Origin of the sequence: Stenotrophomonas sp. 2YAF26, assembly GCF_052114625.1 — a bacterium.
GTDB lineage: Bacteria > Pseudomonadota > Gammaproteobacteria > Xanthomonadales > Xanthomonadaceae > Stenotrophomonas > Stenotrophomonas indicatrix.
In genome coordinates, this window is the sequence record NZ_JBFRFC010000011.1 from 145096 (window position 1) to 170075 (window position 24980).

Sequence of the window (24980 nt, forward strand, 5' to 3'; positions counted from 1 at the left end):
AACCCATGCCAGCTTTTATTGGTATTACTTTCCGAAGCCCCCGGCGGAGGAAGGATTGCGCTCACCCTGAAGAAAGCTTCAGACGCATTCCCGAAAGCCGCCAGCGAACCTGGCGGCTTTTTTCATGTCGCCACGCTGCGGACCCCCAACGTTCCGTAGAGACCCCTCACCATGCCCCCGCACACCGACGACCTGCGTATCCGCACCATCGAACCGCTGACACCGCCTGCCCAGCTGCTGGCGATGCTGCCCTGTGATGACGAAGCCTCCGATACCGTCAGCGCTTCGCGCGCCGCCCTGCACCAGATCCTGCATGGCCGCGATGACCGCCTGGCGGTGGTGGTCGGGCCGTGCTCGATCCACGATCCGAAAGCCGCCATCGAGTACGCACAGCGTCTGAAGCCGCTGCGCGATGCGCTGGCCGGCGAGCTGGAAATCGTCATGCGCGTGTACTTCGAGAAGCCGCGCACCACGGTGGGCTGGAAGGGCCTGATCAACGATCCGGACCTGGACGGCAGCTTCAAGATCGACAAGGGCCTGCGCATCGCCCGCGGCCTGCTGCGCGACATCAATAAGCTGGGCCTGCCTGCCGGCGTCGAGTTTCTCGACGTGATCTCGCCGCAGTACATCGCCGACCTGGTGGCATGGGGCGCGATCGGTGCACGCACCACCGAAAGCCAGGTGCATCGCGAGCTTGCGTCGGGGCTCTCGTGCCCGGTTGGCTTCAAGAACGGCACGGACGGCAACGTCAAGATAGCCGCCGATGCCGTGGGCGCAGCCTCGAATCCGCATCACTTCCTGTCGGTCACCAAGCAGGGTGGCACGGCCATCGTCTCCACCACCGGCAACCCGGACTGCCATGTGATCCTGCGTGGTGGCAAGCAGCCGAACTACGACGCGGCCAGCGTGGCCGATGCCTGTCAGGCACTGGCCAAGGCCAAGCTGCCGACGCGCCTGATGATCGATGCCAGCCACGCCAACAGCCTGAAGAATCACGAAAACCAGCCGAAGGTGATCGAAGGCATCGCCATCCAGCTGGAAGATGGCGAGCAGCGCATCGTCGGTGTGATGGTCGAAAGCCATCTGGTGGGTGGCCGCCAGGAGCTGGTCGAAGGCCAGCCGCTGGTCTACGGCCAGAGCATCACCGATGGCTGCATTGATTGGGACACCACCGTGCAGGTGCTGGAGCGGCTCGCCGCTGCCGTGCGCGCCCGCCGTGAAGTGAAGGTGTCCGAAGCCGCTTGAGTGCGGCACGTGTGTGGATGGCGGCCAGCGCCTGCGGGGGTGCGGCCGCGATCAGGGCCGGTCGGAGTTGGAGACCGGCCCGTCTGCACCGGCGATGCGCCTGGCGCTGCGTATGTGCGACAGCGCCAGGTACATCGCCGGGGTGGTGTGAGACCCGAACCGGCGATGGCCGCAGTAGACCCACGCCATGCGTGGATGAAGCCACCTCGCTCACCGCCCCGCCCGTACTCGCGCCAACGCCAGATACATCGCCGGCGTGGTGTACAGCGTCAACCACTGGCTGACCAGCAACCCGCCGACGATAGCGATGCCCAGCGGCTGCCGCAGCTCCCAACCTTCACCGTTGGCCAGCATCAGCGGCAACGTACCCAGCAGTGCTGCCAGCGAGGTCATCAGGATCGGCCGCAGGCGCAATCGTGCCGCTTCCATCACTGCATCCTGCGCACTCAGCCCGCGGCGTTCGCCGGCCAGGGCGAAGTCGACCAGCAGAATCGTGTTCTTCATCACCACGCCCACCAGCAGGAACAGGCCGAGCAGGGCGATCAGGTTCAGTTCGTTGCCGAACAGCCACAGCGCCAACAGCGCACCGATGCCGGCCGACGGCAGCGTGGACAGGATCACCAAGGGCTGCAGGAAGCTCTCGTAGAGGATGCCCAGCACCAGGTACACCGCCAGCGTCGCACCCAGTACCAGCCACAACTGGCGCGAACGCAGCTGCTCCAGGCCGCCGGCCTCGCCGGACAGCTTGGCCTGCACCGAGCGCGGCAGCATCAGTTTGGCCATCGCCGCATCAATCGCCCGGGTGGCCTGTTCCAGGCCCACGCCGGGTGCCAGCGCGAACTCGATCCAGATCGAGGCGAACTGCTCGCTGTGGTACACGCGGTCCGGCGCCATGCCATAGCGCCAGCTGGCGATGCTCGACAGGGGAATGCGCTGGCCGCTGCCATCGATCACCTGCAGCCGTGCGAGCGTGCCCGGGTCCTGGGTGTGCTTCGGGTCCAGCTCCATCACCACCCGGTACTGGTTGAGGCTGTCGTACAACGTGGCGACCTGGCGCTGGCTGAAGGCGTTGTTGAGCATGTTGGCTACGGTGCGCAGGTCCACGCCGTGGCGCGCCGCTGCCTCGCGGTCGATGTCCAGCATCACCTGGCGCATGCCGGCCTCGCCCTGCGCTTCCACGTCCACCAGTTCCGGCAGGCCACGCAGCGCAGCAGCGACCTTCGGTGCCCATTGGCGCAGTGGCGCGGTATCGGCCGAGAGCAACTGGAATTCGTACTTGCCGCTGCTGCCGGCGCCTTCCAGGCGGATGTCCTGGTCCACCCACAGATAGAGGTTGCCCCCGGGCAACTTGGGCAGACGCGCACGCAGGCGGTCGATCACCTGCTGGCTGGAGACGCCGCGCTCGGCCAGCGGCTTCATCTTGATCATGATGAAGGCGTTGTTGACCCCGTTGCTGCCACCGATATACCCGATGATGTCCTCGATGGCCGGGTCGGACAGCAGCAGTCTGCGGTAGGCATCGATCTTCGGCTGCATCGCCTGGAAGGACAGGCCGTCATCGCCACGCGCGAAGCCGCGCAGCTGTGCGGTGTCCTGCTGCGGAACGATGCCCTTGGGTACCTGCTGGAACAGCCAGGCATTGAGTGCGATCACTGCCACGAAGGCCAGCAATGGCCAGCGCAGTTGCCGCAGGCTGGCCTGCAGGGTGCGCAGATAGGCGCCACGCACGCGCTCGAACAGCGCATTGCTGCCGCGCTGCCAGCGCGTGGGCTGTTGTGCGTCATCGACGAACAGGCGCGCGCACAGCATCGGCACCAGGCTGAGTGCCACCAGCACCGACACCGTCATCGCCGCCACCAGGGTCAGCGAGAATTCGCGGAACAGGCGCTCGACGAAATCGTCCAGGAACAGGATCGAGACGAACACCACTGCCAGCGCCAGGTTCATCGATAGCAACGTAGCGCCCACTTCCGATGCACCGCGCACCGCCGCCTGCCAGCGGTCGGCGCCCAGTTCGCGATGGCGCGCGATGTTCTCCAGCACCACGATGGCGTCGTCAACCACCAGTACCGCCGCTACGATCAGGGCCATCAGCGAGAGCGTATTGAGCGAGAAGCCCATCAGCGCGATCAACGCCAGCGTGCCGAACAGCACCACCGGAATCGCCACGCTGGGTACCAGGGCCGCACGCCAGTGGCCAAGGAAGCCGAGCACCACCAGCACCACCAGCGCGATCGCCAGCAGCAGGGTCACTTCTGCTTCATGCAGGGTGGCGCGGATCACCGGCGAGCGGTCCATCACCAGGCGCATGTCCACCGTGCTGGGCAGCAGGGCGTGCAGCTGCGGCAACTGCGCCTGGATCGCATCGACGGTGGCGATGATGTTGGCGCCGGGCTGGCGGCTGACGATCAGCAGCACGGCGGGGCGTTCGTTGTGGAAGCCACTGGCATAGCGGTCCTCCACGCCATCGGCGACGGCAGCGACATCGCCCAGCCGCAGCAGGCGGTCATCGCTGGCCTTCAGCGCCAGCTGGCGATACTGCGCGGCCTGGCGCAGTTGCAGCGGTGCCTCCAGTTGCCAGTGCTGCTGCGCGCCCGCGACCGCACCCAGTGGGCGCACTGCATTGGCGCGGCTGATCGCCTGTGCCACGTCCTCCAGCGCCAGACCTGCGTGATTGAGGGCATTGGGGTCCAGCGACACGCGAACCGCCGGCAGCGCGCTGCCGCCCACCTGCACTTCGCCCACGCCGGGTACCTGCGACAGCTTCTGCGCCAGCACGGTCGAACCCAGGTCGTACAGCTGGCCCGGCGAGAGCGTATCGGAGGTCAACGCCAGCGCCAGGATCGGCGCCTGCGACGGGTTGACCTTGCGGTACTGCGGCATGCCCGGCATGCCGCTGGGCAGCTGGCCGCGGGCGAGGTTGATCGCGGCCTGCACTTCGCGCGCGGCCTCGTCGATGTCGCGGCCGAGCACGAACTTCAATTCGATCTCGGTCTGCCCCTGGGTGCTGGCCGAGTCGATGCGCGAGATGCCGGGCAGACTGCCCAGCGCACGCTCCAGCGGCGTGGCGACGGTGGCCGCCATCGATTCGGGCGAGGCGCCGGGCAGGCTGGCACTGACTTCAATGGCGGGATAGTCGACCTGGGGCAGCGGTGCCACCGGCAGCAGGCGCAGCGCCAGCAGGCCGGCCAGTACCAGCGCCACCGCCAACAGGAGGGTCGCCACCGGACGCTGCACGCAGGCCTGTGCCAGGCGTGCCACAGGGGTCATGCGCCGGCCTCGCCAGCGGTTGCCGGTGCTGTCGCGCGGCGACGCTGCAGACGGTCGAAGGCCAGGTAGATCACCGGCGTGGTGAACAGGGTCAATACCTGGCTGACCATCAGGCCACCCACCATCACCCAGCCCAGCGGCTGCCGCAGCTCGGCGCCCGAGCCACTGGCCAGCATCAGCGGTACCGCGCCGAACAGCGCGGCCAGGGTGGTCATCAGGATCGGCCGGAAGCGCAGCAGCGCCGCCTGGTGGATCGCCTCACGCGGGCTCATGCCGCGCGTGCGCTGCGCGTCCAGCGCGAAGTCGATCATCATGATCGCGTTCTTCTTCACCAGGCCGATCAGCAGCACGATGCCAATCACTGCGATCAGGTCCAGGCTGCGTCCGCTCGCCCACAACGCGGCCAGGGCGCCCACGGTCGCCGAGGGCAGGGTGGAGAGAATGGTGATGGGGTGGATGAAGCTCTCGTAGAGCACGCCCAGCACGATGTACATCACCACCACCGCCGCCAGGATCAGCCACAGCGTGCTCGACAGCGAACTGCTGAAGGCCGCCGCCGCGCCCTGCAGCCGCAGCTCGATGCTCTGCGGCAATGCCACCTGTGCCTGCGCGGCATGCACGGCATCCACCGCTTCGCCCAGCGATGCGCCGGGCGCAAGGTTGAACGACAGCGTGGCCGCCGGGAACTGACCGACATGGTTGCGCAGCAGCGCCGTTGGCCCCTGCTCGACGCGCGCCACCGCGCCCAGCGGCACGGTCTGGCCGTTGCTGCTGCGCACGCGCAGGCCGCTGATCGCCTCCGGCCCCGGTTGCCGCGCAGGATCGGCCTCCAGCACCACCCGATACTGGCTGGCCTGGGTGAAGATGGTTGAGATCTGCCGTTGCCCGTAGGCGTCGTACAGTGCGTCGGCCACTGCTTCCACACTCACGCCAAGGCGTGCGGCGGCATCGCGGTCGATGCTCACCCTGGCCTGCCGGCCCTGCATCTGCAGGTCACTGGCCACATCACGCAGCGCTGGCGATTGGCGAAGCGCGTGCAACAGCTTTGGGGTCCAGGTTTCCAGCGTCTGCAGGTCCGGCGTGGTCAGGGTGAACTGGTACTGGTTGCGGCTGATGCGGTCTTCGATGCCCAGCTCCTGCACCGGTTGCAGGTACAGGGTGATACCGGGAATCCTGGCCACGCGCTGCTGCAGCCGCGCCATCACCACGTCGACGCCCTCGCGCTCGCCGTGTGGCTTCAGTTCGATCAGCAGGCGGCCGGTATTGAGGGCGGCATTGTTGCCGTCCACGCCGATGTAGGAAGACAGGCTGGCCACGGCTGGGTCCTGTTCGATGGCCGTGGCCAGGGCAAGCTGGCGCTCGCGCATGGCCTGGAACGAGATCGCCTGCGGGGCTTCGCTGATGCCCTGGACCAGGCCGGCATCCTGCACCGGGAAGAAGCCCTTGGGCACGGCGAAATACAGCGCCACCGTCAGCGCAAGCGTGGCCACGGTCGCCAGCAGCATCAGTGGCTGGCGCTGCAGCACCCAGCGCAGCTGGCGGTCGTACAGGGCAATGATGCGATCGAACACGTCGCGCTTCGGGGTCGGAGCCCTGACCGGATCCGACCCGGGCGGGGTCAGATCCCCGTGGGGCGCTGACCCTTTGGCATGTGGTTTCAGGAAGCGCGCACACAGCATTGGCGTCAAGGTCAGCGACACCAGCAGCGAAATGCCGATGGCCACCGCCAGCGTCACTGCGAACTCATGGAACAGCGCGCCCACCAGGTCGGCCATGAACAGCAGTGGGATCAGCACGGCGATCAACGAGACCGTCAGCGACACCAGGGTGAAGCCAATCTCGCTGGCACCTTTCAGCGCTGCCTCGCGCGGGCTTTCGCCGTCTTCCAAGTGGCGGGCGATGTTCTCCAGCATCACGATCGCATCGTCCACCACGAAGCCGGTGGCGATGGTCAACGCCATCAGCGTGAGGTTGTTGAGCGAATAGCCGGCCAGCAGCATCACCGCGAACGTACCGATCAGCGACAGCGGCACCGCCACGCTGGGAATCAGCGTAGCCGGCAGGTTGCGCAGGAACACCCAGGTCACCAGCACCACCAGCGCGATGGCCAGGACCAGTTCCTTCTGTACGCCGCGCACGGACGCGCGGATCGATTCGGTGCGGTCGCTGAGCACGGTCATCTGCACGCCGGCCGGTAGCGTGGCCTGCAGCTGCGGCAGCAACGCACGCACCTGTCCGACCACGGCGATGACGTTCGCGCCGGGTTGGCGCTGGATGTTCACCAGCACCGCCGGGGTGGTGCCTCTCCATGCCGCCAGCTGGCGGTTCTCGGCGCCGTCGGTGATGGTGGCGACATCGCCCAGCCGCAGCGGTGCGCCGTCGCGCCAGGCCAGCACCAGTGCACGGTATTCGGCAACGCTGCGCATCTGGTCGTTGGCATCGAGCATCACCGCGCGGATCGGGCCATCGAAGCTGCCCTTGGGCAGGTTGACGTTGGCCGCGGCGATCGCGGTGCGGATGTGGTCCATGCCCAGGTTGTTGGCGGCCAGTGCGCCCGGATTGACCTGGATGCGCACGGCGGGGCGCTGGCCACCGGCCAGGCTGACAAGGCCCACCCCCGGCAGCTGTGCCAACCGCTGGGCGATGCGGGTGTCGACCAGATCGTGCACCTGCGGCAGCGACAGGCCTTGCGAAGTCACCGCCAGCGTCAGGATCGGCGTGTCGGCCGGATTGACCTTGCGGTACACCGGCGGCACCGGCAGATCACCGGGCAGGAAGCTGCCGGCCGCGTTGATTGCCGCCTGCACGTCCTGTTCGGCCACACCCAGCGACACCTCCAGGCCGAACTGCAGGGTGATCACCGAGGCACCACCGGAACTGGTGGACGACAGCTGTTTCAGGCCGGGAATCTGCCCGAGCTGGCGCTCCAGCGGCGCGGTGATGGTGCGCGTGGTCAGCTCGGGGCTGGCACCGGGGTACAGCGTGGTGATCTGGATGATCGGGTAGTCGACCTGCGGCAGCGCCGCCACCGGCAGCAGGCGATAGGCCAGTACCCCGGACAGCAGCAGCGCCACCATCAGCAGGGTGGTGGCGACCGGGCGCAGGATAAAGGCGCGCGAGAGGTTCATGCGCCGGCCTTGGTCGATGCCTCCTCGGTGATGATCTCCACCGCGGTGCCGTCTTCCAGCCCGTCGATGCCTTCGATCACCACCTTGTCACCGGCCACCAGACCGGAACGCACCGCAACGCGACCGTCATCGGCCGGGCCGAGCACCACCGTGCGTCGTTGTGCCTTGTTGTTCTTGTCGATGATGTGCACGTAGTTGCCCTGACTGCCGAACTGCACGGCGGCGTCGGGAACCAGCAGCGCGGGGTGCTCACCCAGCTGCAGGCGCACATTGACGAACTGGTTGGGGAACAGCGCCTGATCGGCATTGTCGAACTGTGCGCGCAGCTTCAGCGTGCCGGTGGCGGTATCGATGCGGTTGTCGACGCTGGACAGGGTGCCGCTGGCAAGCTGCCGTCGTTCTTCGCGGTCCCAGCTTTCCACCGCCAGCGCCGGCTGCGCCTGCACCGCATCGAGCAGGGCGGGAAGCTCCGGCTCGGGCACGGTGAACAACACGCTGATCGGCGCCGTCTGCGCCAGCGTGACCAGGCCTTCGGTATCGCTGGCGTGCACCAGATTGCCTACGTCCAATCGACGCAGGCCAACTCGGCCGCTGACCGGGGCGACGATGCGGGTGTACTGCAGTTGCAGTCGCGCTTCGTCCACCGACGCCTGGTCGCTCAGGCGACGCCCCTGCAGCTGCCGCACCTTGCTCTGCTGGTCGCTCAGTTCCTGTGCGGATACGTAGTTCTGTCGCTGCAGTTCGCGGTAGCGCTGCAGCTGGCGCTCGGCATTCTCCAGCTCGGCGAGGTTTTGCTGCTGCGTACCCTGCGCGTGCGCGAGCTTCACTTCGTAGGGGCGGGGATCGATCTGTGCGAGCAGGTCGCCGGCGTTGACCTGCTGACCTTCCTGGAAATGCAGGCGCATCAGTTCGCCGTCCACGCGGCTGCGTACCACCACGCTGTGCAGCGGGGTGACCGTACCGACCGCTTTCATCCGCAGCACCAGCGGTTCGGCGCTGGCGCGGGCGATGCGTACCGGCACCGTCTTGCCGCTGCCGGCTTCGCCACCGCCCGCCTCGGCCTGCGGCCACAGCCACCACGCCAGGCCAGCGACAAGGGCAAGACCGGCAACGACCAGCAGTAGGCGGGCACGATGTGAGCGGGAGTTTTCGGCGACAGACATGGGCATCCTGCGCCCTGCGTGCACGCAGGGTCATGCGGGCCCGTCGGCACCACGAAGGGCCACGGGCAGCGGGGGAGGAGGATTGTCTGGCGGGGCCGCAGGCGCGGCGTGGCTGGATGCCGTCGCGCGTGCGACGGGGCGCCAATGGTAGCGGTTTACGCAGGCCGTCGCCGCGTGACCTTGGTCATGCCACCCCGCCGGTGGTGCCGGCCCGCGCCCCTCAATGCACTTCGTCGTGGTACACGAACTTCGGCATTTCCCAGCGGTAATGGATCGCCAGCAGGCGCACGGCGAACCCGCCACCCAGGCAGCACAGGATCGCCGTGGCATCGGCCACGCCCCAGTGCAGCAACAGCAGATACACCGCACCGGTCAGCAGCGAGATGATGGCGTACAGCTCTTTCTGGAAGATCAACGGCACCTCGTTGCAGAGGATGTCGCGCAGCACGCCGCCGAAGGCGCCGGTTAGCATGCCGGCGATCAGCACGATCGGCAGTGCATGGCCGGCCTCACGCGCGATCGAGCAGCCGATCAGGGTGAAGGCGATCAGGCCCAGGCCATCGAGCACCAGGAAGGTACGGCGGAAGTGATGCATCCAGCGCGCCACCCAGGTGGCGATCAGTGCCGCGCACACGGTGAAGCCCAGGTACTCCGGATGTTTCACCCAGCCCAGCGGATAATGGCCGAGCAGGATGTCGCGCAGTGAGCCGCCACCGAGGGCGGTGACACAGGCGATCATGACCACGCCGAACAGGTCCATGCGGCGGCGGCCGGCAGACAGGGCACCGGTCATGGCTTCGGCGGAAATGGCGATCAGGTAGATGATGGACAGCAGCATGGGACAGGCTCCGGGCGCGGTGGGGCCGGCCATGCGCACATACCGCCACTGCCTGCGCAATGACGGGATGACGATGACCGGTGCCGCTCCCGCTGTCCTTTTGCCTGAGAGTTCAGCGGCGTGAGCCGCGTGCCCCTTCGGCGGATCGTCCCGGGCGTGCCCGGTGACCTCTCTCCAGCTCGGCGAGTCGAATGCATGGTTGGTGGGATTCCAGCCCACCGGCCTGAGCGATCATGGGAGCCTGCGCCTTCGGCGGGCGCCAGCGCGGCGCCTCTCTCCTGCATTCGGTCGCCAGTATATCCGCTGCAGTGCAGCACGGCATAATCCGGCCATGGATTCGCCCTCCCGCCCGTGGTTCCTGTACCTGCTCGAATGCCGAGACGGCAGCTATTACGCCGGCATCAGCACCGACGTGCAGGCCCGTTTTGCTGCCCATCAGGCCGGCAAGGGGGCCCGCTACACCCGGTCGCGGCCACCACTGCGGGTCCTGGCGGTGCGCGAGTACCCGGACCGGGCAGCGGCCTCACGTGCCGAATGGGAGCTCAAGCGGCAGCCGCGCGAACGCAAGCTGGCGTGGCTGATGCAGGAACAGGGCTGAACCACGCGCGACGCATGAAGCGCGGTAGTGCCGGCCGCTGGCCGGCAACCTCATGAACCCTGGTTGCACCCTGCGGTTGCCGGCCAGCGGCCAGCAGTACCCCGGATCAACGTGCCATGATCGCCCAGCCCTCAGCGCTGGAGACCCGGATGTCCGCCGTTGCCCTGTTGTTCGCACTTTCCGCAGCGGCAAGCCCTGCCGCCGACGCCGCCACGATCGCGGCCATTGAAGCGACCTGCCACGACTACGTCGACGGCCAACTGGAAGCCAATCCGCAGCGCGTCGCCCGTTCCCTGCACCCGGACCTGGCCAAGCGCGCGGTACTCGGTGATACGCCCGACGAACGCCTCGGCCTGCGCCGGATGTCGAAGGAAGAGCTGGTCGCGCTGACCAGGCAGGGCGCGTTGAAGACCCCGAAGGATCAATGGGACCGCAGTTGCACGGTGCTGGACGTGACCGGCAACGCCGCATCGGTACGGCTGGAAACGCCGTGGTTCGTCGACTATTTCCACATGGGCCGCTTCGAGCAGCGCTGGGTCATCGTCAACGCGCTGTGGTACCCGAAGCCGAAGGCGGAGTGAGCGATGCGGGCCGCCGGTAAAGCGTGGCTCTCGGTCGTCGTGCTGGCAGCCGGCATCGGGCTGCTGCCTGGCCTTCTGTACCTGCTCGGACTGGCGCTGGTGGAAGGCTGGCCGAAGCCGGCCGACAGCGCGCCCAGCGGTGTGGCAGCATGCAGCAGTGAACTGCGAACGGGATACCAGCCGATGAACCCTTGGCGCTTCGCGGCGCAGTTCTTCGATCCTGGAGCGCTGAAGAAGGCGACTGATATCGAGCGCGAAGCGTTCTGGGTTGCACGCCGCCACCTGATGCGGCAGCCGCAGCACGACATGCTGCGCTGGCACCTGAGCAGCACCGCGTTGACGATCTGGATCACCCGGAATTGGAGTGCCGCACAGATTGCCGATACCGCGAGAAAGGAAGACGTCTGCCAGGTATGGTCACGCCCACGTGGCCCGGGCGGCCCGAGGTAGATCCACGCCAGGCGTGGATGACGTTGACGGAGTCAGAGCCCCTTCCTGCGGAAAGGGATCCGACCGCGCAGCAGCCGGCCAGCGGCCGGCACTACCGTCGGGGCCGCCGGTCTTCGCGGTCATCGCCAAAAATGATCCGCGCGCTGCGTTGGTAGCTCCAGTACGCCACCGCCCAGTTCAACAGCACCACGACGCGGTTGCGGAACCCGATCAGGAAGAACACGTGCGCGGCCAGCCAGAACCACCAGGCCAGCACGCCGGACAGCTGCAGCTTGCCCAGGTGCACGATCGCGGCCATGCGGCCGATAGTGGCCAGGTTGCCGAAGTCGGCGTACTTGAACGGCCCGGGTGCTGCCTTGCCATGTAGGCGCGCGCGAATCACGTCCGCCACGTACTTGCCCATCTGCTTGGCGGCAGGCGCAACGCCCGGTACTGGTTTGCCGTTGGCCTGGTTCAGCGCAGCGAGGTCGCCGGCCACGAACAGTTCCGGATGACCAGGCAGGGTCAGGTCGGGCTGCACCTGCACGCGACCTGCGCGGTCCAGCGGCACGTCCAGCGTGCGCGCCAGCGGTGAGGCGGCCACGCCGGCGGCCCAGACCACGGTGCGCGCGGGCACGAACTGGTCGCCCAGTTTGAAGCCCTGTCCATCGATGTGGCTCACCGGCGTGCCGGTCATCACTTCCACGCCCAGCTTTTCCAACTGCCGGCGTGCTTTCAGCGAAAGCACTTCGGGGAAGGTGGACAACACGCGCGGACCGGCCTCGACCAGCCGCACCTTGGCGCTGGCTGGATCGATGTGGCGGAATTCATTGCGCAGCGTATGCCGGGCGATTTCCGCCAGAGTGCCGGCCAGCTCGACGCCGGTCGGGCCACCACCCACCACCGCAAAGCTCAGCCATGCGGCCTTCTTCGCCGGGTCCGGCTCGGCCTCGGCGCGCTCGAACGCCAGCAGCAGTTTGCGGCGCAGGGCGATGGCATCGTCCAGGGTCTTCAGGCCCGGCGCATCGTCGGCCCATTCGTCGTGGCCGAAGTAGGCATGGGTGGCGCCGGTGGCCAGCAGCAGGCTGTCGTAGTCCAGCGTGCTGCCATCGGCCATGCGCACCTGGCGTGCCTGTTTGTCGATGGCCACCACTTCGCCCAGCCGCACCTCCACGTTGCGCTGGTGGCCGAGGATATGGCGCAGCGGTGCGGCGATATCCGGAGCCGACAGCCCGGCGGTGGCCACCTGGTAAAGCAGCGGCTGGAACAGGTGGTGATTGCGACGGTCGACCAGGGTGATGCGTATGCGTTCGCGGGCCAGCGCACGGGTGGCCCACAGGCCGGCGAAACCGCCGCCGACAACGACCAGGTGGGGGACGCGATCACGACTCATCGACTCACTCCAGGGGGGGCATGGGGGAAGTGCCTGGCATCTTCGCATGGCCGGTCCTTGTCACGTCAGCGTGCATCGGGATCGGCGATACTCGGGTTCAGGCAACTGCCCGTGAGGAGTCCATGAGCGAACCGGAAAAGCGCATCGCCCTGTTGATCGACGCCGACAATGCACCGGCCTCGAAGATCGACGAAGTCCTGGCCGAGGTCGCGCGCTACGGTGTGGCCAACGTCCGCCGTGCCTACGGCAACTGGAAGAGCCCACGACTGAAGGGCTGGGAGGCGGTGCTGCACGAGTACGCGATCCGCCCGATCCAGCAGTTCGCCTACAGCAAGGGCAAGAACGCGTCGGACATGGCGATGGTGATCGACGCGATGGATCTGCTGTACGCGCGCAACCTCGATGGTTTCGCGATCGTGTCCAGCGATGCCGACTTCACTCCGATGGTGATGCGCCTGCTGACCGATGGCGTGAAGGTGTATGGCTTCGGCGAAAAGAAGACGCCGGAACCCTTCGTCAACGCATGTTCGAAGTTCACCTACCTCGAAGCGTTGGGCCAGACCCACGCCAGCGTGCAGGATGTGGAGCAGGCAGCGAACGAACAATCATCGAACGGACAGGCGCCCAGCGAGCAGGCCACCAGCGATGATGCGCGCCCACGCAAGAGCGGGGCGGAAATGCGCAGCGACACGCGTCTGGTGAAGATGCTGCGCGGTGCGGTGTCCTCGGCAGAAGGCGAGGATGGCTGGTCGCACCTGGGTCCGGTCGGCAGCCAGATCGGCAACCAGGCCTCGTTCGATCCGCGCAACTACGGTTACGGGAAGCTCAGCGATCTGCTGGCCGCAATCGGTCTGTTCGAACTGAAGAAGGACGGTAAATCCTCCTACGTGCGCGCGCTGCCGAAGAAGAACCGGTAACGCGCGGCCACGCAGCGTCGCCGGGCATGGCCCGGCGGATGCCCAATGCAGTCATTGCGCTCACACCCAAGCCGATCAGGCGTATCGTTGCCGCTCGCATTGCCAGCAAGGAAATCCGCATGTTGAAGATCTGGGGTCGCCGCAATTCCAGCAACGTCCGCAAGGTGCTGTGGTGTGCCGAGGAAATCGGCCTGCCGTACGAGTCCATCGAGGTGGGCGGTAGTCACGGCGGAACGCAGTCGCCGGAGTACGTGGCGATGAACCCGAACGGGCTGGTGCCGGTGATCGAAGACCACGGCCTGCCGCTGTGGGAATCGAACACCATCGTGCGCTACCTCAGTGCGCGCTATTCGCTGGGCACGCTGTACGCGGAAGACGCGATGGAGCGTGCGCAGGCCGAAAAGTGGATGGACTGGAGCACCTCGCGGATGGCGCCGCTGTACTCCGAACTGATCTGGGGCATCATGCGCACCGCGCCGGCCGACCGCGATGAGGCGCGCATCAATGCGGCGATCGTCCGCGCCGGTGATTTCCTGGCCCTGCCCAACGCGACCTTGGCCACGCAGCCGTGGCTGTCGGGCGAGAAATTCGCCATGGGTGACATCGCCCTGGGCTCGTTGATCTACGCGTGGTTCGAGCTGCCCATCCAGCGCCCGGACCTGCCGCACCTGGCCGAGTGGTATGCACGCCTGCGCGAACGCCCGGCGTACCAGCGCGGCGTGATGTCACCGATGACGTAAGCGAAGGGGCGACGTTCGGGGTCAGAGCCCTTTTCTGCGAAAAGGGATCCGACCCCAAGCTATCCAGGGCTCTACGGTAGTGCCGAGCCATGCTCGGCAGCGCTCTGCCAGATCAATACAGGTCGGTGGGATCCACATCCAGTGACCAGCGCACCTTGCGTGCCTCCGGCAGCGCGTACAGCTGCGGTACCAGCTGTGACAGCACTCCGTGCAGCGGTGGCCGCTGCGCCGCCGACAACAACAACTGCGTGCGCTGATAGCCGGCACGGCGTGGCATCGGCGCCGGCATCGGCCCATAGGCTTCAACCACGTTCTGCTCGCCCAGCAGTTTGCGCGCGGCCAGCAGGAATGCATTGGCATGCTCCAGCTGCTGCGCTTCGGCGCGCATCAGCGCCAGGTGCGCGAACGGTGGGAAACCCGCCGCCTCGCGCTGGTTCAGTTCGGCCTGCGCGAACGGGTGGTAACCACCGTTGACCAGCGTCTCCAGCAGCGGATGCCCCGGATGATGGGTCTGCAGCCACACTTCACCCGGATCGCGCGCGCGACCGGCGCGGCCGGCTACCTGGATCAGCTGCTGCGCCAGTTTTTCGCTGGCGCGGAAATCGGCCGAGAACAGGCCTTCGTCGATGCCCACCACCACCACCAGCGTCAGCTTGGGCAGGTCGTGGCCCTTGGCCAGGATCTGCGTGCCGACCAGGATGCCGGGCTCGTTGCCAAGCTTGGCCAGCTGCTGCTCCAGTGCATCGCGGCGGGCGGTGGTGCCACGGTCGATGCGCACCACCGGGAAATCGGCGAAGGCACTGACCAAGTGTTCTTCCAGTCGCTCGGTGCCGATGCCCTGTGGCTGCAGCGCCAGGCTGCCACAGGCGGGGCAGGCCAGTGGTGCCGGCTGCCGCGCACCGCAGTGGTGGCATTGCAGGCGACGGCCACCGCCATGCACGGTCATCGGTGCATCGCAGCGGTTGCAGGGTGCGGTCCAGCCGCAGTCGTGGCACAGCAGCACCGGCGCATAGCCGCGGCGGTTCTTGAACACCAGCACCTGCTGGCCACGCTGGAGGTGTTCGCCGATGCCGGCCAGCACGTCGGCGGAAAGGCCATCGCGCAGCGGACGCTTGCGGACGTCGAGGATGCGCACGCGCGGCGGTCGGGCATCACCGGCGCGCTGTTTCAGGCGCAGGTGCGCATAGCGGCCGGCATAGGCGTTGTGCAGGGTTTCCAATGACGGCGTGGCGCTGCCCAGCAGCACCGGAATGCCCTGCGCCTTGGCCCGCACCAGAGCGAAATCACGTGCGTGGTAGCGGATGCCGTCCTGCTGCTTGTAGCTGCCGTCGTGCTCTTCATCCACGATCAGCAGGCCGGGTTGCGGCAGCGGGATGAACACCGCCGAACGCGTACCCACGATCACCCGTGCTTCGCCGCGCGAGGCCGCGGCCCAGACCCGCGCGCGCTCGTTGTCGGTCAGCCCCGAGTGCAACGCGTGCACGGCAATGCCGAGACGGCCGCGGAAGCGTGCCAGGGTCTGCGGGGTCAGGCCGATCTCGGGCACCAGCACCAAGGCCTGCCTGCCCTGCGCCAGGCAATGGATGATCGCCTGCAGGTAGACCTCGGTCTTGCCGCTGCCGGTCACCCCGTCCAGCAGGAATGCCTGGAAGCTTTCGGTGGCGGTGATCGCGGCCACGGCCTCGGCCTGCTCCGGATTGAGGGTGGGGCCGGGCAGGGGCTGGGCGTGCTGCGGCGCCACGCTCAGGGCGATGCGCTCGGCCAGGTCGCGCTTGCCCAGGCTGCGTGCGGCCACCCGCCAGTCCTGCATGCGTGCGGACAGGACATCTTCGTCCACCACGGCTTCGGCCAGCAGCTCGGCCAATTGCCGTGGACGGCTGCCGGCGCGCAGCTTCTCGCGCTGGGCATGGCCTTCGGCTGTCAGCTGCCAGCCCCAGTGATGGGTGTCGGGCAGCGGTTCGCCATGCCGCAGCGGGCCGGGCAGGGCGGTGCTCAGTACTTCGCCCAAGGGGGCGTGGGTATAGCGGGCCAGCCACTGCAGGCTCTGCCACAACTCGCCCTGCAACAGCGGTGTCGTGTCACACCAGGCCAGTGCCTGGCGCAGCCCCTGGCTGTCCTCCACCTGCCCATGCCCTGCCACCACGCCGATCAGTTCGCGGTTGCCGAACGGCACCTTCAGCCGGCAGCCGACCGCTACCGACGGGCCTTCGCCCTGCGGTGGCAGGTAGTCGAACAGGCGCGGCAGGGGCACGGGCAGGGCAACCTGCAGGGTCGGGACAGGGCCGGATTCAGGGGCAAGCATCGGGTCAGTGTAACGGCCCATGCGAGGGCGCATGGCAGTGGCAGATGCGACTGGCATGCCCTCCGGCGAATCATAAATGTCACCTAAATATCGGTGTCTATTGGAGATTCAGTCTTATCCACATCTTCTGTGGATAAGTCTGTGCGTTAGCGGCTCATGGCGCCGTATGAGGCCGATGGCGACGGCCTCACGCTTCGGTTGGTCAAAAAATAGCCACACTTTAAAAGTAATAAAAATCAACAACTTAAGTGTGAAACATTGCTGAAACAGGGTGAATTCAGCCATTCACGCAGGAATCGCCCGGTTCCCGCGTGGTGCTGTGCACAACCTGCAGCAGAAAGCGCCTGCAATCGCAAGTCCTGCCGGGCAGCGATGGGCTGCCGCTATCATGCCGGCAGACCTTTGGAGTGACCGATGACGGCTGTGCCCGCCCCTGTTTCCTCGACCGCGGCCGGCGCGCTGTCGGCATTTCTGCGTGGCGTCGAACGCCGTGCCCTGGTCGTGGCCGAACTGCAGTGCGGCGACCCCGCCCGTGCCGAACAGACGCTGGTGGCGGTGATGCGCGCCTTCGCCGCGGTCGCCAGCGACCTGCCGATGGCGCAGTGGCCCAGCCGCTTCTGGACCCTGCTGGGCCAGCGCCAGGCGCTGCGCGAGCCCGCCACCGGTCAGTGGCCGCCTTCGCTGGCCGCGCTGGGCGAGATGGCACCCTTGCCGCGGCTGGCCCTGCTGCTGCGGGTGGGGGGCAGCCTGGACGAAGGCATCGCCACCCGCGTTCTGGATGTCGACGAAGAAGGCTATCAGCGCCTGTTGGCCACGGCCTGCCCACGCGATGCCGATGGCCAGCCCGACGCCGCTGCATGGCGCGCTCTGGCCGAACAGGTGCAGCTGCGTGTCCGCGACCTGCCGGCCAAGCGCCTGCAGCAGCTGCAGCAGCCGTCCGCGCCAGCGGCCAACAACCAGGCACCTGCTTCCAGTTGGCGTGCGCCGCCGCGCGACGAACGCGCATCTACCACTGGCAAGCGTCGTCGCCCCAATGCCAAGCCGCGCTGGCGTGGCCCGGTGATCCTGTTGATCACCGTGGCGGTGCTGCTGCTGGCTGCGTTGGGCTGGCGCCATTGGCAGGGCCGTGCGCTGACTGCCGATGGCCCCCTGCCCGAAGGCGTGGTGGGTGAGGCCGGGCCGGTCACCGTCGAGGCGCTGCCCGCCAGCGATGTCCGCCCTGCTGCGGGTAGCGATGCGCAGGCCAGCGAAGATGCCGCGATGCTGGCCGACCGCGATTACTCGCTGCTGGCCGAGGCCGACATGCATGCCTGGAGTGCCGCCGGTGGCCCGTTGCCGGTGGACGAATCACAACCCAAGCCGACCCACCCGGAACCGGTCGGCGCAGCGCTGGAAACCTCTGCTGCCGATGAATAAGCTCCTCTTCGCCGGCCTGCTGCTGGCCCTGCCGCTGTCGCTGGCGGCCGCTCCGCAATCAGTGAACGTGCCGCTGCCCGCACCGTCGGCAACACCATCGGCCGCGCCCACTGCGGCGGCGGCATTCGCGCAACTCGATCCCGCCCAGCAACGCCAGCGTCGCAGCGACTACGCCGCGTGGCGCGCCCTGCCGGAGGGCGAGCGCGAGCGCATCCGCCAGGCTGCCACCCGCTTCGCCGCGTTGCCGGCCGATCAGCAGCAACGGCTGCGCGCGCAGTTCCAGGCACAGGACCAGGCTTTCCGCGAAGGCTGGCGGCTGGGCCCGCAACTGGGCGCCGAGTTCCCCAAGCTGCACGGCCTGTTCGGCTTCGTACCGCCGCAACAGCGCGATGCCGTGCTTGCCGTGCTGCGCCAGTTGAGTCCGTCGCAGTTGGTGCAGCTGGCCTTGGTCGCCCAGCGCACGCCGCCGCAGGAACGCGACAGCGTACGCAGCGCATTCCTCACCGTCCCCGCCGCCGAACGCGACACCTGGCTCAAGCGCCAGGCCGGGCAGTAAGCAAAAAGGGGACGGAGGGAATCAAGTCATTTCAGGCCCGACTGTGCCGGATACGACTTGATTCCCTCCGTCCCCTTTATGGGGCAGTCATGGGAATGGCCGCCCAGCGCGCGTAAGATGGCCGGCCGCAACCCGGTGCCTGTGCCCTTCGCGCGCAACCGTAGTTCGCGTCAAGCACCTTATGTCTACTGCAACCTCCACGCCGCGCTTCAGCAAGGAAGTCGGCGCCACCGGTCTGCTTGCCCTGCCGCTTGTGCTCGGGCACGTCTCCACCGGTCTGATCTCCTTCGTCGACAATGTGATTGCCGGCCACCATGCGACATCCACCCTGGCCGCGGTGACCATCGGTACTGCGCTGCTGTGGCTGCCGATGCTGATCCCGATCGGCACGCTGATCTCACTCACCGCCTCGGTGTCGCAGCTGCATGGCGCCGGCCGTGAGCGCGAGATCGGCCCGTTGTTCCGGCAGGCGTTGTGGCTGGCGCTGGGCCTGGGCCTGATCATGTTCACCTTCCTCACCGTGGTGCCGCCGCTGCTGCCGGCATTCGGCATCGCCCCGGACATCGTGCCCGGCGCAACGGCCTTCCTGCATGCGGTGCGCTGGGGCGGCCCGGCGCTGACGCTGTACTTCTGCATGCGCTATCTCAGTGAAGGCATGCATTGGACGCTGCCGACCATGCTGCTCGGTTTTGGTGGCCTGCTGGTGCTGGCGCCGATGGGGTACGTGCTGGCCAACGGCAAGCTGGGCTTCCCCGAAATGGGCGCTGAAGGCCTGGGCATCGCCTCGGCGGTGATGATGTGGCTGCAGGCGATCGCCTTCGGTACCTACCTGTGGTTCACCAAGCGCTTTGCCCACCTGCAGCTGTTCTCGCATTTCGAGGGTCCGCGCTGGAAAGCGATCTGGGACCTGCTGCGCACTGGCCTGCCGATCGGCATCACCGTGCTGATGGAAGGTGGCCTGTTCATCGTCACCGCATTGTTGATTGGTCGCCTGGGCGCCAATGAAGCGGCCGCGCACCAGATCGCGATCAACGTGGCGCAGCTGTGCTTCATGATCCCGATGGGCGTGGCCGAGGCGACCACCGTGCGGGTCGGCCATGCGGTTGGCCGTGGTGATGGCTTCGGCGTGCGTCGTGCGGCGTGGGCCGGCTACGCGATCATCATGGGTACGCAGACGCTGTCGGCGGCGGCACTGCTGTTCGGCCACGACGCCATCGTCGGCGTCTACACCAACGACCTGGCCGTGGCCGGTCTGGCTTCCACCCTGCTGCTGTACGCGGCCACCTTCCAGTTCCCCGATGGCATCCAGGTGCTGTCGGCCGGCGCGCTGCGCGGCCTGAAGGACACCCGCGTGCCGATGTTCATCGCCATGTTCGCCTACTGGGGCCTGGGGATGCCGCTGGGTGCCGGGCTCGGCCTGGGCCTGGGCATGGGGCCGCAGGGCATGTGGATTGGCCTGATCGTCGGCCTGACCGCCGCCGCCATCCTGATGGGCTGGCGCCTGAGCCGCAGCAGCAAACGCATTGGCCAGTCCACGCTGGCCTGACATCACGCCGGTCCCGGGCAACCGTGACTGGCGATCCCCTGACTTGTGTCCGATGCTGCCTCACGCGGCACCGGCTATGCTGTTACCACGGCAAGAAGCCATCCGGAGTGCTCCATGAACCAACCCGTGCCGCCGCTGCCCCCGGCGAACCGCAATCCTGTCGCCAGCTTCTTCATCGGGCTGTGGGACGTGATGAATTTCACCCGCCGGTTGATCCTCAACCTGGTGTTCTTCGGCCTGTTGCTGCTGGTGCTGGTGATGTTCATCGTCGCTGCGGGCATGGGCGCAGGTGCCAGCAAGGCGCTGCAGGACCGCACCACCCTGGTGATCGCGCCGGAAGGCCGCCTGGTCGAGCAGTACAGTGCCGATCCGGTCAGCCGCGCGCTGGCCAAGGCCGTCGGTGACAACGGTGCCGAGGAAGTGCAGCTGCGCGATCTGATCCGGGTGATCGAGAGCGCGCGCGACGACAAGAAGATCGAGCGGGTGGTGCTGGAACTGGACAAGCTGCAGCCGTCCGGTTTCGCCTCGCTGCGCGAAGTGTCCGCCGCGCTGCAGGAACTGCGCGCTTCGGGCAAGCAGCTGGTGGCCTTCAGCGAGAGCATGGGGCAGTCGCAGTACCTGCTGGCCGCACAGGCCGACGAGGTCTACCTGGACCCCATGGGTTCGGTGGTGCTGGAAGGCCTGGGTCGCTACCGCCAGTATTTCCGCACCGGCCTGCAGGACAAGCTGGGCGTGGACGTGCACCTGTTCAAGGTGGGCGAGTACAAGTCGGCGGCCGAGCCGTACGTGCTCGACGCGGCGTCGCCGGCGTCCAAGGAAGCCGATCTGTTCTGGATGAACGATGTGTGGCAGCGCTACCTCGGCGATATCGCCAAGGCCCGCCGCCTGGATCCGGCACAGCTGGCGGCCGGCATCGACACCCTGCCTGAAGGCGTCGCTGCCGCCGGCGGCGACCTGGCCAAGTTCGCCCTGCAGCAGAAGCTGGTTACGGCGCTGAAGACCCGCGAGGAATTCGAGGATCTGATGATCGAGCGCGGCGTGGCCGATGAAGACGCCGACGGTGGTTTCCGCAACATCGATTTCGGCACCTACATGGCCCAGCTCGATGCGCGCCGCAACCCGGTTGATTCGCGTCCGCAGGTCGCGGTCATCGTGGCCTCCGGTGAAATCAGCGGCGGTGATCTGCCGGCCGGCCGTATCGGTGGTGAATCGACCTCGGCGCTGCTGCGTGCGGCCCGCGACGATGACGACGTCAAGGCCGTGGTGCTGCGCGTGGATTCGCCGGGTGGCGAAGTCTACGCCTCCGAGCAGATCCGTCGCGAAGTGGTGGCACTGCAGGCTGCCGGCAAGCCGGTGGTGGTGTCCATGGGTGACCTCGCTGCGTCCGGCGGTTACTGGATCAGCATGAACGCCGATCGCATCTATGCCGATCCGTCGACCATCACCGGTTCGATCGGCATCTTCGGCATGATCCCCAACTTCAGCCGTGCGCTGGACAAGTTCGGCGTGCACACCGATGGCGTCGGCACCACCCGTTTCGCCGGTGCCTTCGACGTCACCCGGCCGATGGACCCGGCGGTGGGCCAGGTCATCCAGTCGGTGATCAACAAGGGCTATGCCGATTTCACCGGCCGTGTCGCCGAGGCCCGCAAGAAGCCGGTCGAGGCGATCGACGAAGTGGCCCGTGGGCGCGTCTGGAGCGGTGCGCAGGCCAAGGAGCGCGGTCTGGTCGATGCCTTCGGTGGCCTGAAGGACGCCGTGGCTGACGCTGCTGGCCGGGCCAAGCTGGGCGCGACCGACAAGTACCGCGTGCGTTACATCGAGAAGGCGGCGACGCCGTTCGCGCAGTTCGTCAGCGGCTTCGCTGGCAGCCACGCCGGCGCCTGGATGCTGGCCGATTCCGGCGTGGGCCGGATGATGCTGGCGCGCACGATGCCGGAAATCGATACGCAGCTTCGCTTCGTTGAGAACGCGGCCCGCGAGAAGGGCAACGGTGCACCGGTGAAGTCGCTGGCGTATTGCTTCTGCGGGTTCTGATGGCCCATCCACGCATGGCGTGGATCTACTGGGAATGTCCACGCATGGCGTGGAACTACTGAACGCACAACGCCCGGCCTTGGCCGGGCGTTGTTGTATGCGGGCATCTACTGCGCGTCGGCCTCTGCCTTGCGCTCGCGTTCGGCCGCCTCGTCCAGGGTCTTCTGCACGCCTTTGGCGCGGTCCAGTGGTTGATTGACTGCCTTGGCCAATGCCTGCGGTTCCGGTGGTCGTTCCGGATTCGGCGGTGCGGGACGCTGGCACCCGGCCAGCAGTGCGGCCGACAGCAGAACGGGAATCAGGACGCGCATGGCAGCTCTCCACGAGGGACGTGCAGTCAGTGTCGCATCCCGGGCGGCGGACGGTCGTGAGCGCGTATCCTTGCCGCATCGAAACACAGTGGGCGCGGCCCCGGAGGACATATGACCCAGCAACGGTGGCGCCTGGATGGGCAGACGGCCCTGATCACCGGTGCCAGCGCCGGTATCGGCCTGGCGATCGCGCATGAACTGGCCGGTCTCGGCGCCGATCTGATGATCGTCGGCCGCGACCTGGACATGCTGGAGAGTGCCCGCGACGAACTGCTGGATGTGTATCCGCAGCACCAGGTGCACGCCTTGGCCGCCGATGTGTCCGACGACGAAGATCGCCGGCAGATCCTGGACTGGGTCGAGGACCACGCCGACGGCCTGCACATCCTGGTCAACAATGCCGGTGGCAACATCACCAAGCCCGCCACGGAGTATTCCGAAGACGAGTGGCGCGGCATTTTCGAGACCAATCTGTTCTCGGCGTTCGAGCTGTCGCGCTATGCGCATCCGTTGCTCGCGCGCCACGCTTCATCGGCCATCGTCAACGTCGGCAGCGTGTCCGGCCTGACCCATGTGCGCAGCGGCGTGGTCTATGGCATGACCAAGGCGGCGATGCACCAGATGACCCGCAACCTCGCGGTGGAGTGGGCCGAGGACGGCATCCGGGTCAATGCAGTAGCGCCGTGGTACATCCGGACCCGTCGCACGTCCGGCCCGCTGTCCGATACCGACTACTACGAGGAAGTGATCGGACGCACACCGATGCGGCGCATCGGTGAGCCGGAGGAAGTGGCCTCGGCCGTGGGCTTCCTGTGCCTGCCGGCATCGAGCTATGTCACCGGCGAATGCATCGCGGTGGATGGCGGCTTCCTGCGATACGGGTTCTGACGGGACCACCCGCTGCGAATCGGCATCCACGGCGGGCGTGGATGCTCTACTTCGGCACGGGGCAGTCGCTGGCTTCCAGCACGGCCTGCAGGCGTTCGCGTTCGCCGCGCGCTGCCGGTTGGTTTTCGGGCGCAGCAAAGCGCTCGCGACCGCGTGCATCGCGGAAGCGCTGCTGCCAGCTGCCGCAGCGCTGCGCTTCGGCCACTTCAGTGCAGCGGTCCCTGACCACCTCGCAACTGGCGGCGTTCACTGGTGTCGCTCCGCCCAGGCCCTGCACGTTCAACAGTTCGCAGCGGCCTGGTGCAGCCTCGTACTCATGCAGGTAGGAACCGCCCTGCGTGTCGATGCACTGGAAGATCGTCGGCAGCGGAGGCTTCGGTGGCACGCTGCCATCCACCGCCGTGGCGTCGGTCGACCGTGGCAGCATCGCGCTGTCGAGGATGGCGTCGCCGCCTTCGTGCTCGACCATGCGTGCTTCCATGATCGTTCGGCCCTCACGTGGCTGCGTCGCGGCAGGCTCGGCGGCTGCGTCCACGGAGGGCACCGCTGCAGGCGGCGGAAGGGGGCGGTCCTGCACCGGTGCAGCTGGTGCTGCGGCGGCTGGCGCAGGGACGCGCTGGATCTGCTGGCGGGTGCCGGCGGGGCAGGGGGTGCGTTGCAACGTAGGAACATCGCTGCTGCCCATGCAGCGGTAGATCACCATGTCGTCGGCCAACGCGTTGCCGGGCAACAGGCCCATGGCCAGCCAGATCAGTCTTTTCATGCGATCAGCCTACAGCGGTGGCACATGCCCTGGTAGTTGCCAACCTTGGTTGGCACCGCTGTTTGCCAGTGCCCACCAAGGTGGGCATCTACCAAAGAGGAGGTACCGTCCCCAGCGTGGGGCTCAGCCGCCGCAGTCCTGCGCCAGCCGCGCGTCGATGCCACGCTGCTCCTTGCTGATCGCGGTGCGCTCGCTCTGCAGCGCGCTGTTGTAGCGCCGGTCCAGTTCCCAGCGACGATCACGCAGGCGTGCGCACACTTCCTGCGGGGGCAGGGCGTGGCAGGTATCGCGCACCAGGATGTTGCCGGCAGGCACGTTGACACCGACGCCCACTGACGGCGGGCGATACACCGGTGGTCCCCCACCGATGGAGGCATCGATGGTGGTGCCACTGCTGGCCGGGCGTGGCCCTGGATGCGGTCCGGGTCGCCCGCCACCAAGATGACCATGCGGATACCAGACCGTGGTCCACAGCGGTACCCAGCGCGGATTTCCTTCGTTGTTGTCGCTGGTGTAGCGGTCGCCGTCTTCACTCACGCATTCGTACATCGGCTGTGGCGGCTGGATGTAGACATGGCGCACCTCGCGCTCGCGCATCGGTGGCGTCTGCACCGGTGCGGGCGGTGCGGCCTCGGTGCTGACCACCCGTGGCGGCGGGTCGCGCGGCCGTTGCAGGTCGCGCACTTCCTGGCGGCCGGCCATGCAAGGCTTGTCCTGCAGGGCGACGGCACCATTGCTGCCGACGCAGCGGTAGACCCGCACGTCGTCAGCGGCAAGTGCCGGCAACGGCAGCAGCAGGGCCAGGCACAGGGCAGGGCGGAGCAGGGTCATGGGCGCAGCGTGCGCGATCGGCGACGCC

The 24980-nt window shown here is 67.3% G+C and carries 20 protein-coding genes and 2 riboswitches; of the genes, 11 read left to right on the top strand and 9 right to left on the bottom strand.

Features of this window, described 5'->3' with window-relative positions:
• The first annotated feature begins 171 nt into the window (after positions 1-171).
• Positions 172-1245 (top strand): 3-deoxy-7-phosphoheptulonate synthase, encoded by a 1074-nt coding sequence (locus AB4Y98_RS13290; protein ID WP_363734036.1) that lies wholly within the window; start codon positions 172-174, stop codon positions 1243-1245.
• A gap of 210 nt (positions 1246-1455) precedes the next feature.
• Here the strand turns inward: AB4Y98_RS13290 and AB4Y98_RS13295 are convergent, their stop codons facing one another.
• The 4 genes from AB4Y98_RS13295 to AB4Y98_RS13310 all read right to left on the bottom strand — a co-directional run bounded on the left by AB4Y98_RS13295 (position 1456) and on the right by AB4Y98_RS13310 (position 9644).
• Entirely contained in the window at positions 1456-4515 is a 3060-nt protein-coding gene (locus AB4Y98_RS13295) for an efflux RND transporter permease subunit (protein ID WP_363734037.1), read from the bottom strand.
• Positions 4512-7643 (bottom strand): multidrug efflux RND transporter permease subunit, encoded by a 3132-nt coding sequence (locus tag AB4Y98_RS13300; RefSeq protein WP_442244496.1) that lies wholly within the window; start codon positions 7641-7643, stop codon positions 4512-4514. The genes AB4Y98_RS13295 and AB4Y98_RS13300 overlap by 4 nt, the downstream gene beginning before the upstream one ends.
• On the bottom strand, positions 7640-8806 hold the full coding sequence (locus tag AB4Y98_RS13305) for an MdtA/MuxA family multidrug efflux RND transporter periplasmic adaptor subunit (protein WP_363734040.1): 1167 nt from the start codon (positions 8804-8806) through the stop codon (positions 7640-7642). Before AB4Y98_RS13305 ends, AB4Y98_RS13300 begins: the two co-directional genes overlap by 4 nt.
• Positions 8807-9026: 220 nt before the next feature.
• Complete coding sequence (locus tag AB4Y98_RS13310; RefSeq protein WP_032952083.1) at positions 9027-9644, bottom strand: trimeric intracellular cation channel family protein; 618 nt, start codon at positions 9642-9644, stop codon at positions 9027-9029.
• A gap of 84 nt (positions 9645-9728) precedes the next feature.
• Positions 9729-9832: riboswitch (glycine riboswitch) on the bottom strand.
• Between the two features lie 13 nt (positions 9833-9845).
• Positions 9846-9935, bottom strand: a riboswitch (glycine riboswitch).
• A gap of 40 nt (positions 9936-9975) precedes the next feature.
• Between AB4Y98_RS13310 and AB4Y98_RS13315 the strand changes: the two genes are divergently transcribed.
• The 3 genes from AB4Y98_RS13315 (at position 9976) to AB4Y98_RS13325 (ending at position 11273) form a co-directional block, all read left to right on the top strand.
• Entirely contained in the window at positions 9976-10242 is a 267-nt protein-coding gene (locus tag AB4Y98_RS13315; RefSeq protein WP_442244497.1) for a GIY-YIG nuclease family protein, read from the top strand.
• Positions 10243-10391: 149 nt separating this feature from the next.
• A complete protein-coding gene (locus tag AB4Y98_RS13320; RefSeq protein ID WP_442244498.1) occupies positions 10392-10823 on the top strand; it encodes a nuclear transport factor 2 family protein in 432 nt (143 codons plus the stop codon).
• A 3-nt stretch (positions 10824-10826) separates the two neighbouring features.
• The gene (locus AB4Y98_RS13325) at positions 10827-11273 is read left to right on the top strand and encodes a hypothetical protein (RefSeq protein ID WP_442244499.1); all 447 of its coding nucleotides are present in this window, start codon (positions 10827-10829) and stop codon (positions 11271-11273) included.
• 91 nt (positions 11274-11364) lie between these two features.
• Here AB4Y98_RS13325 and AB4Y98_RS13330 read toward each other — a convergent pair whose 3' ends face one another.
• Entirely contained in the window at positions 11365-12645 is a 1281-nt protein-coding gene (locus AB4Y98_RS13330; RefSeq protein ID WP_442244500.1) for an NAD(P)/FAD-dependent oxidoreductase, read from the bottom strand.
• 122 nt (positions 12646-12767) lie between these two features.
• On the opposite strand from AB4Y98_RS13330, the gene AB4Y98_RS13335 reads away from it, so the two are divergent.
• Both AB4Y98_RS13335 and AB4Y98_RS13340 read left to right on the top strand, forming a co-directional pair.
• Entirely contained in the window at positions 12768-13562 is a 795-nt protein-coding gene (locus AB4Y98_RS13335; protein ID WP_442244501.1) for an NYN domain-containing protein, read from the top strand.
• 119 nt (positions 13563-13681) lie between these two features.
• The gene (locus AB4Y98_RS13340) at positions 13682-14302 is read left to right on the top strand and encodes a glutathione S-transferase family protein (RefSeq protein WP_100462250.1); all 621 of its coding nucleotides are present in this window, start codon (positions 13682-13684) and stop codon (positions 14300-14302) included.
• Between the two features lie 112 nt (positions 14303-14414).
• On the opposite strand, the gene AB4Y98_RS13345 is transcribed toward AB4Y98_RS13340, so the two are convergent.
• The gene (locus AB4Y98_RS13345) at positions 14415-16625 is read right to left on the bottom strand and encodes a primosomal protein N' (protein ID WP_442244502.1); all 2211 of its coding nucleotides are present in this window, start codon (positions 16623-16625) and stop codon (positions 14415-14417) included.
• A 393-nt stretch (positions 16626-17018) separates the two neighbouring features.
• Between AB4Y98_RS13345 and AB4Y98_RS13350 the strand changes: the two genes are divergently transcribed.
• The 4 genes from AB4Y98_RS13350 to sppA all read left to right on the top strand — a co-directional run bounded on the left by AB4Y98_RS13350 (position 17019) and on the right by sppA (position 22159).
• Positions 17019-18020 (top strand): hypothetical protein, encoded by a 1002-nt coding sequence (locus tag AB4Y98_RS13350; protein ID WP_442244503.1) that lies wholly within the window; start codon positions 17019-17021, stop codon positions 18018-18020.
• Complete coding sequence (locus AB4Y98_RS13355; RefSeq protein WP_442244504.1) at positions 18013-18576, top strand: DUF3106 domain-containing protein; 564 nt, start codon at positions 18013-18015, stop codon at positions 18574-18576. The genes AB4Y98_RS13350 and AB4Y98_RS13355 overlap by 8 nt, the downstream gene beginning before the upstream one ends.
• A 181-nt stretch (positions 18577-18757) precedes the next feature.
• Positions 18758-20122, top strand: a complete 1365-nt coding sequence (locus tag AB4Y98_RS13360) for an MATE family efflux transporter (protein WP_025879396.1) — start codon at positions 18758-18760, stop codon at positions 20120-20122.
• A gap of 114 nt (positions 20123-20236) precedes the next feature.
• Positions 20237-22159, top strand: coding sequence for a signal peptide peptidase SppA (gene sppA / locus AB4Y98_RS13365; RefSeq protein WP_033832340.1), 1923 nt, complete (start codon positions 20237-20239; stop codon positions 22157-22159).
• A gap of 107 nt (positions 22160-22266) precedes the next feature.
• On the opposite strand, the gene AB4Y98_RS13370 is transcribed toward sppA, so the two are convergent.
• Positions 22267-22470 (bottom strand): hypothetical protein, encoded by a 204-nt coding sequence (locus tag AB4Y98_RS13370; RefSeq protein ID WP_312109868.1) that lies wholly within the window; start codon positions 22468-22470, stop codon positions 22267-22269.
• Positions 22471-22581: 111 nt separating this feature from the next.
• On the opposite strand from AB4Y98_RS13370, the gene AB4Y98_RS13375 reads away from it, so the two are divergent.
• Entirely contained in the window at positions 22582-23358 is a 777-nt protein-coding gene (locus tag AB4Y98_RS13375) for an SDR family oxidoreductase (protein ID WP_025879399.1), read from the top strand.
• A gap of 46 nt (positions 23359-23404) precedes the next feature.
• Here the strand turns inward: AB4Y98_RS13375 and AB4Y98_RS13380 are convergent, their stop codons facing one another.
• Both AB4Y98_RS13380 and AB4Y98_RS13385 read right to left on the bottom strand, forming a co-directional pair.
• Complete coding sequence (locus AB4Y98_RS13380) at positions 23405-24121, bottom strand: hypothetical protein (RefSeq protein ID WP_312109873.1); 717 nt, start codon at positions 24119-24121, stop codon at positions 23405-23407.
• Between the two features lie 123 nt (positions 24122-24244).
• Positions 24245-24952: a DUF4124 domain-containing protein gene (locus tag AB4Y98_RS13385; protein ID WP_442244505.1), complete on the bottom strand. Its 708-nt coding sequence runs from the start codon at positions 24950-24952 to the stop codon at positions 24245-24247.
• Positions 24953-24980 lie beyond the last annotated feature (28 nt).

Excerpts from the sequence above, each read along its gene's own strand:
- AB4Y98_RS13375 (WP_025879399.1), top strand. The coding sequence starts at position 22,582 with ATGACCCAGCAACGGTGGCGCCTGGATGGGCAGACGGCCCTGATCACC.
- AB4Y98_RS13350 (WP_442244503.1), top strand. The coding sequence starts at position 17,019 with ATGACGGCTGTGCCCGCCCCTGTTTCCTCGACCGCGGCCGGCGCGCTG.
- AB4Y98_RS13355 (WP_442244504.1), top strand. The coding sequence starts at position 18,013 with ATGAATAAGCTCCTCTTCGCCGGCCTGCTGCTGGCCCTGCCGCTGTCG.
- AB4Y98_RS13305 (WP_363734040.1), bottom strand. The coding sequence starts at position 8,806 with ATGTCTGTCGCCGAAAACTCCCGCTCACATCGTGCCCGCCTACTGCTG.
- AB4Y98_RS13385 (WP_442244505.1), bottom strand. The coding sequence starts at position 24,952 with ATGACCCTGCTCCGCCCTGCCCTGTGCCTGGCCCTGCTGCTGCCGTTG.
- sppA (WP_033832340.1), top strand. The coding sequence starts at position 20,237 with ATGAACCAACCCGTGCCGCCGCTGCCCCCGGCGAACCGCAATCCTGTC.
- AB4Y98_RS13345 (WP_442244502.1), bottom strand. The coding sequence starts at position 16,625 with ATGGGCCGTTACACTGACCCGATGCTTGCCCCTGAATCCGGCCCTGTC.
- AB4Y98_RS13325 (WP_442244499.1), top strand. The coding sequence starts at position 10,827 with ATGCGGGCCGCCGGTAAAGCGTGGCTCTCGGTCGTCGTGCTGGCAGCC.
- AB4Y98_RS13320 (WP_442244498.1), top strand. The coding sequence starts at position 10,392 with ATGTCCGCCGTTGCCCTGTTGTTCGCACTTTCCGCAGCGGCAAGCCCT.
- AB4Y98_RS13290 (WP_363734036.1), top strand. The coding sequence starts at position 172 with ATGCCCCCGCACACCGACGACCTGCGTATCCGCACCATCGAACCGCTG.
- AB4Y98_RS13330 (WP_442244500.1), bottom strand. The coding sequence starts at position 12,645 with ATGAGTCGTGATCGCGTCCCCCACCTGGTCGTTGTCGGCGGCGGTTTC.
- AB4Y98_RS13360 (WP_025879396.1), top strand. The coding sequence starts at position 18,758 with ATGTCTACTGCAACCTCCACGCCGCGCTTCAGCAAGGAAGTCGGCGCC.
- AB4Y98_RS13310 (WP_032952083.1), bottom strand. The coding sequence starts at position 9,644 with ATGCTGCTGTCCATCATCTACCTGATCGCCATTTCCGCCGAAGCCATG.
- AB4Y98_RS13340 (WP_100462250.1), top strand. The coding sequence starts at position 13,682 with ATGTTGAAGATCTGGGGTCGCCGCAATTCCAGCAACGTCCGCAAGGTG.
- AB4Y98_RS13295 (WP_363734037.1), bottom strand. The coding sequence starts at position 4,515 with ATGACCCCTGTGGCACGCCTGGCACAGGCCTGCGTGCAGCGTCCGGTG.
- AB4Y98_RS13380 (WP_312109873.1), bottom strand. The coding sequence starts at position 24,121 with ATGAAAAGACTGATCTGGCTGGCCATGGGCCTGTTGCCCGGCAACGCG.
- AB4Y98_RS13315 (WP_442244497.1), top strand. The coding sequence starts at position 9,976 with ATGGATTCGCCCTCCCGCCCGTGGTTCCTGTACCTGCTCGAATGCCGA.
- AB4Y98_RS13335 (WP_442244501.1), top strand. The coding sequence starts at position 12,768 with ATGAGCGAACCGGAAAAGCGCATCGCCCTGTTGATCGACGCCGACAAT.
- AB4Y98_RS13300 (WP_442244496.1), bottom strand. The coding sequence starts at position 7,643 with ATGAACCTCTCGCGCGCCTTTATCCTGCGCCCGGTCGCCACCACCCTG.
- AB4Y98_RS13370 (WP_312109868.1), bottom strand. The coding sequence starts at position 22,470 with ATGCGCGTCCTGATTCCCGTTCTGCTGTCGGCCGCACTGCTGGCCGGG.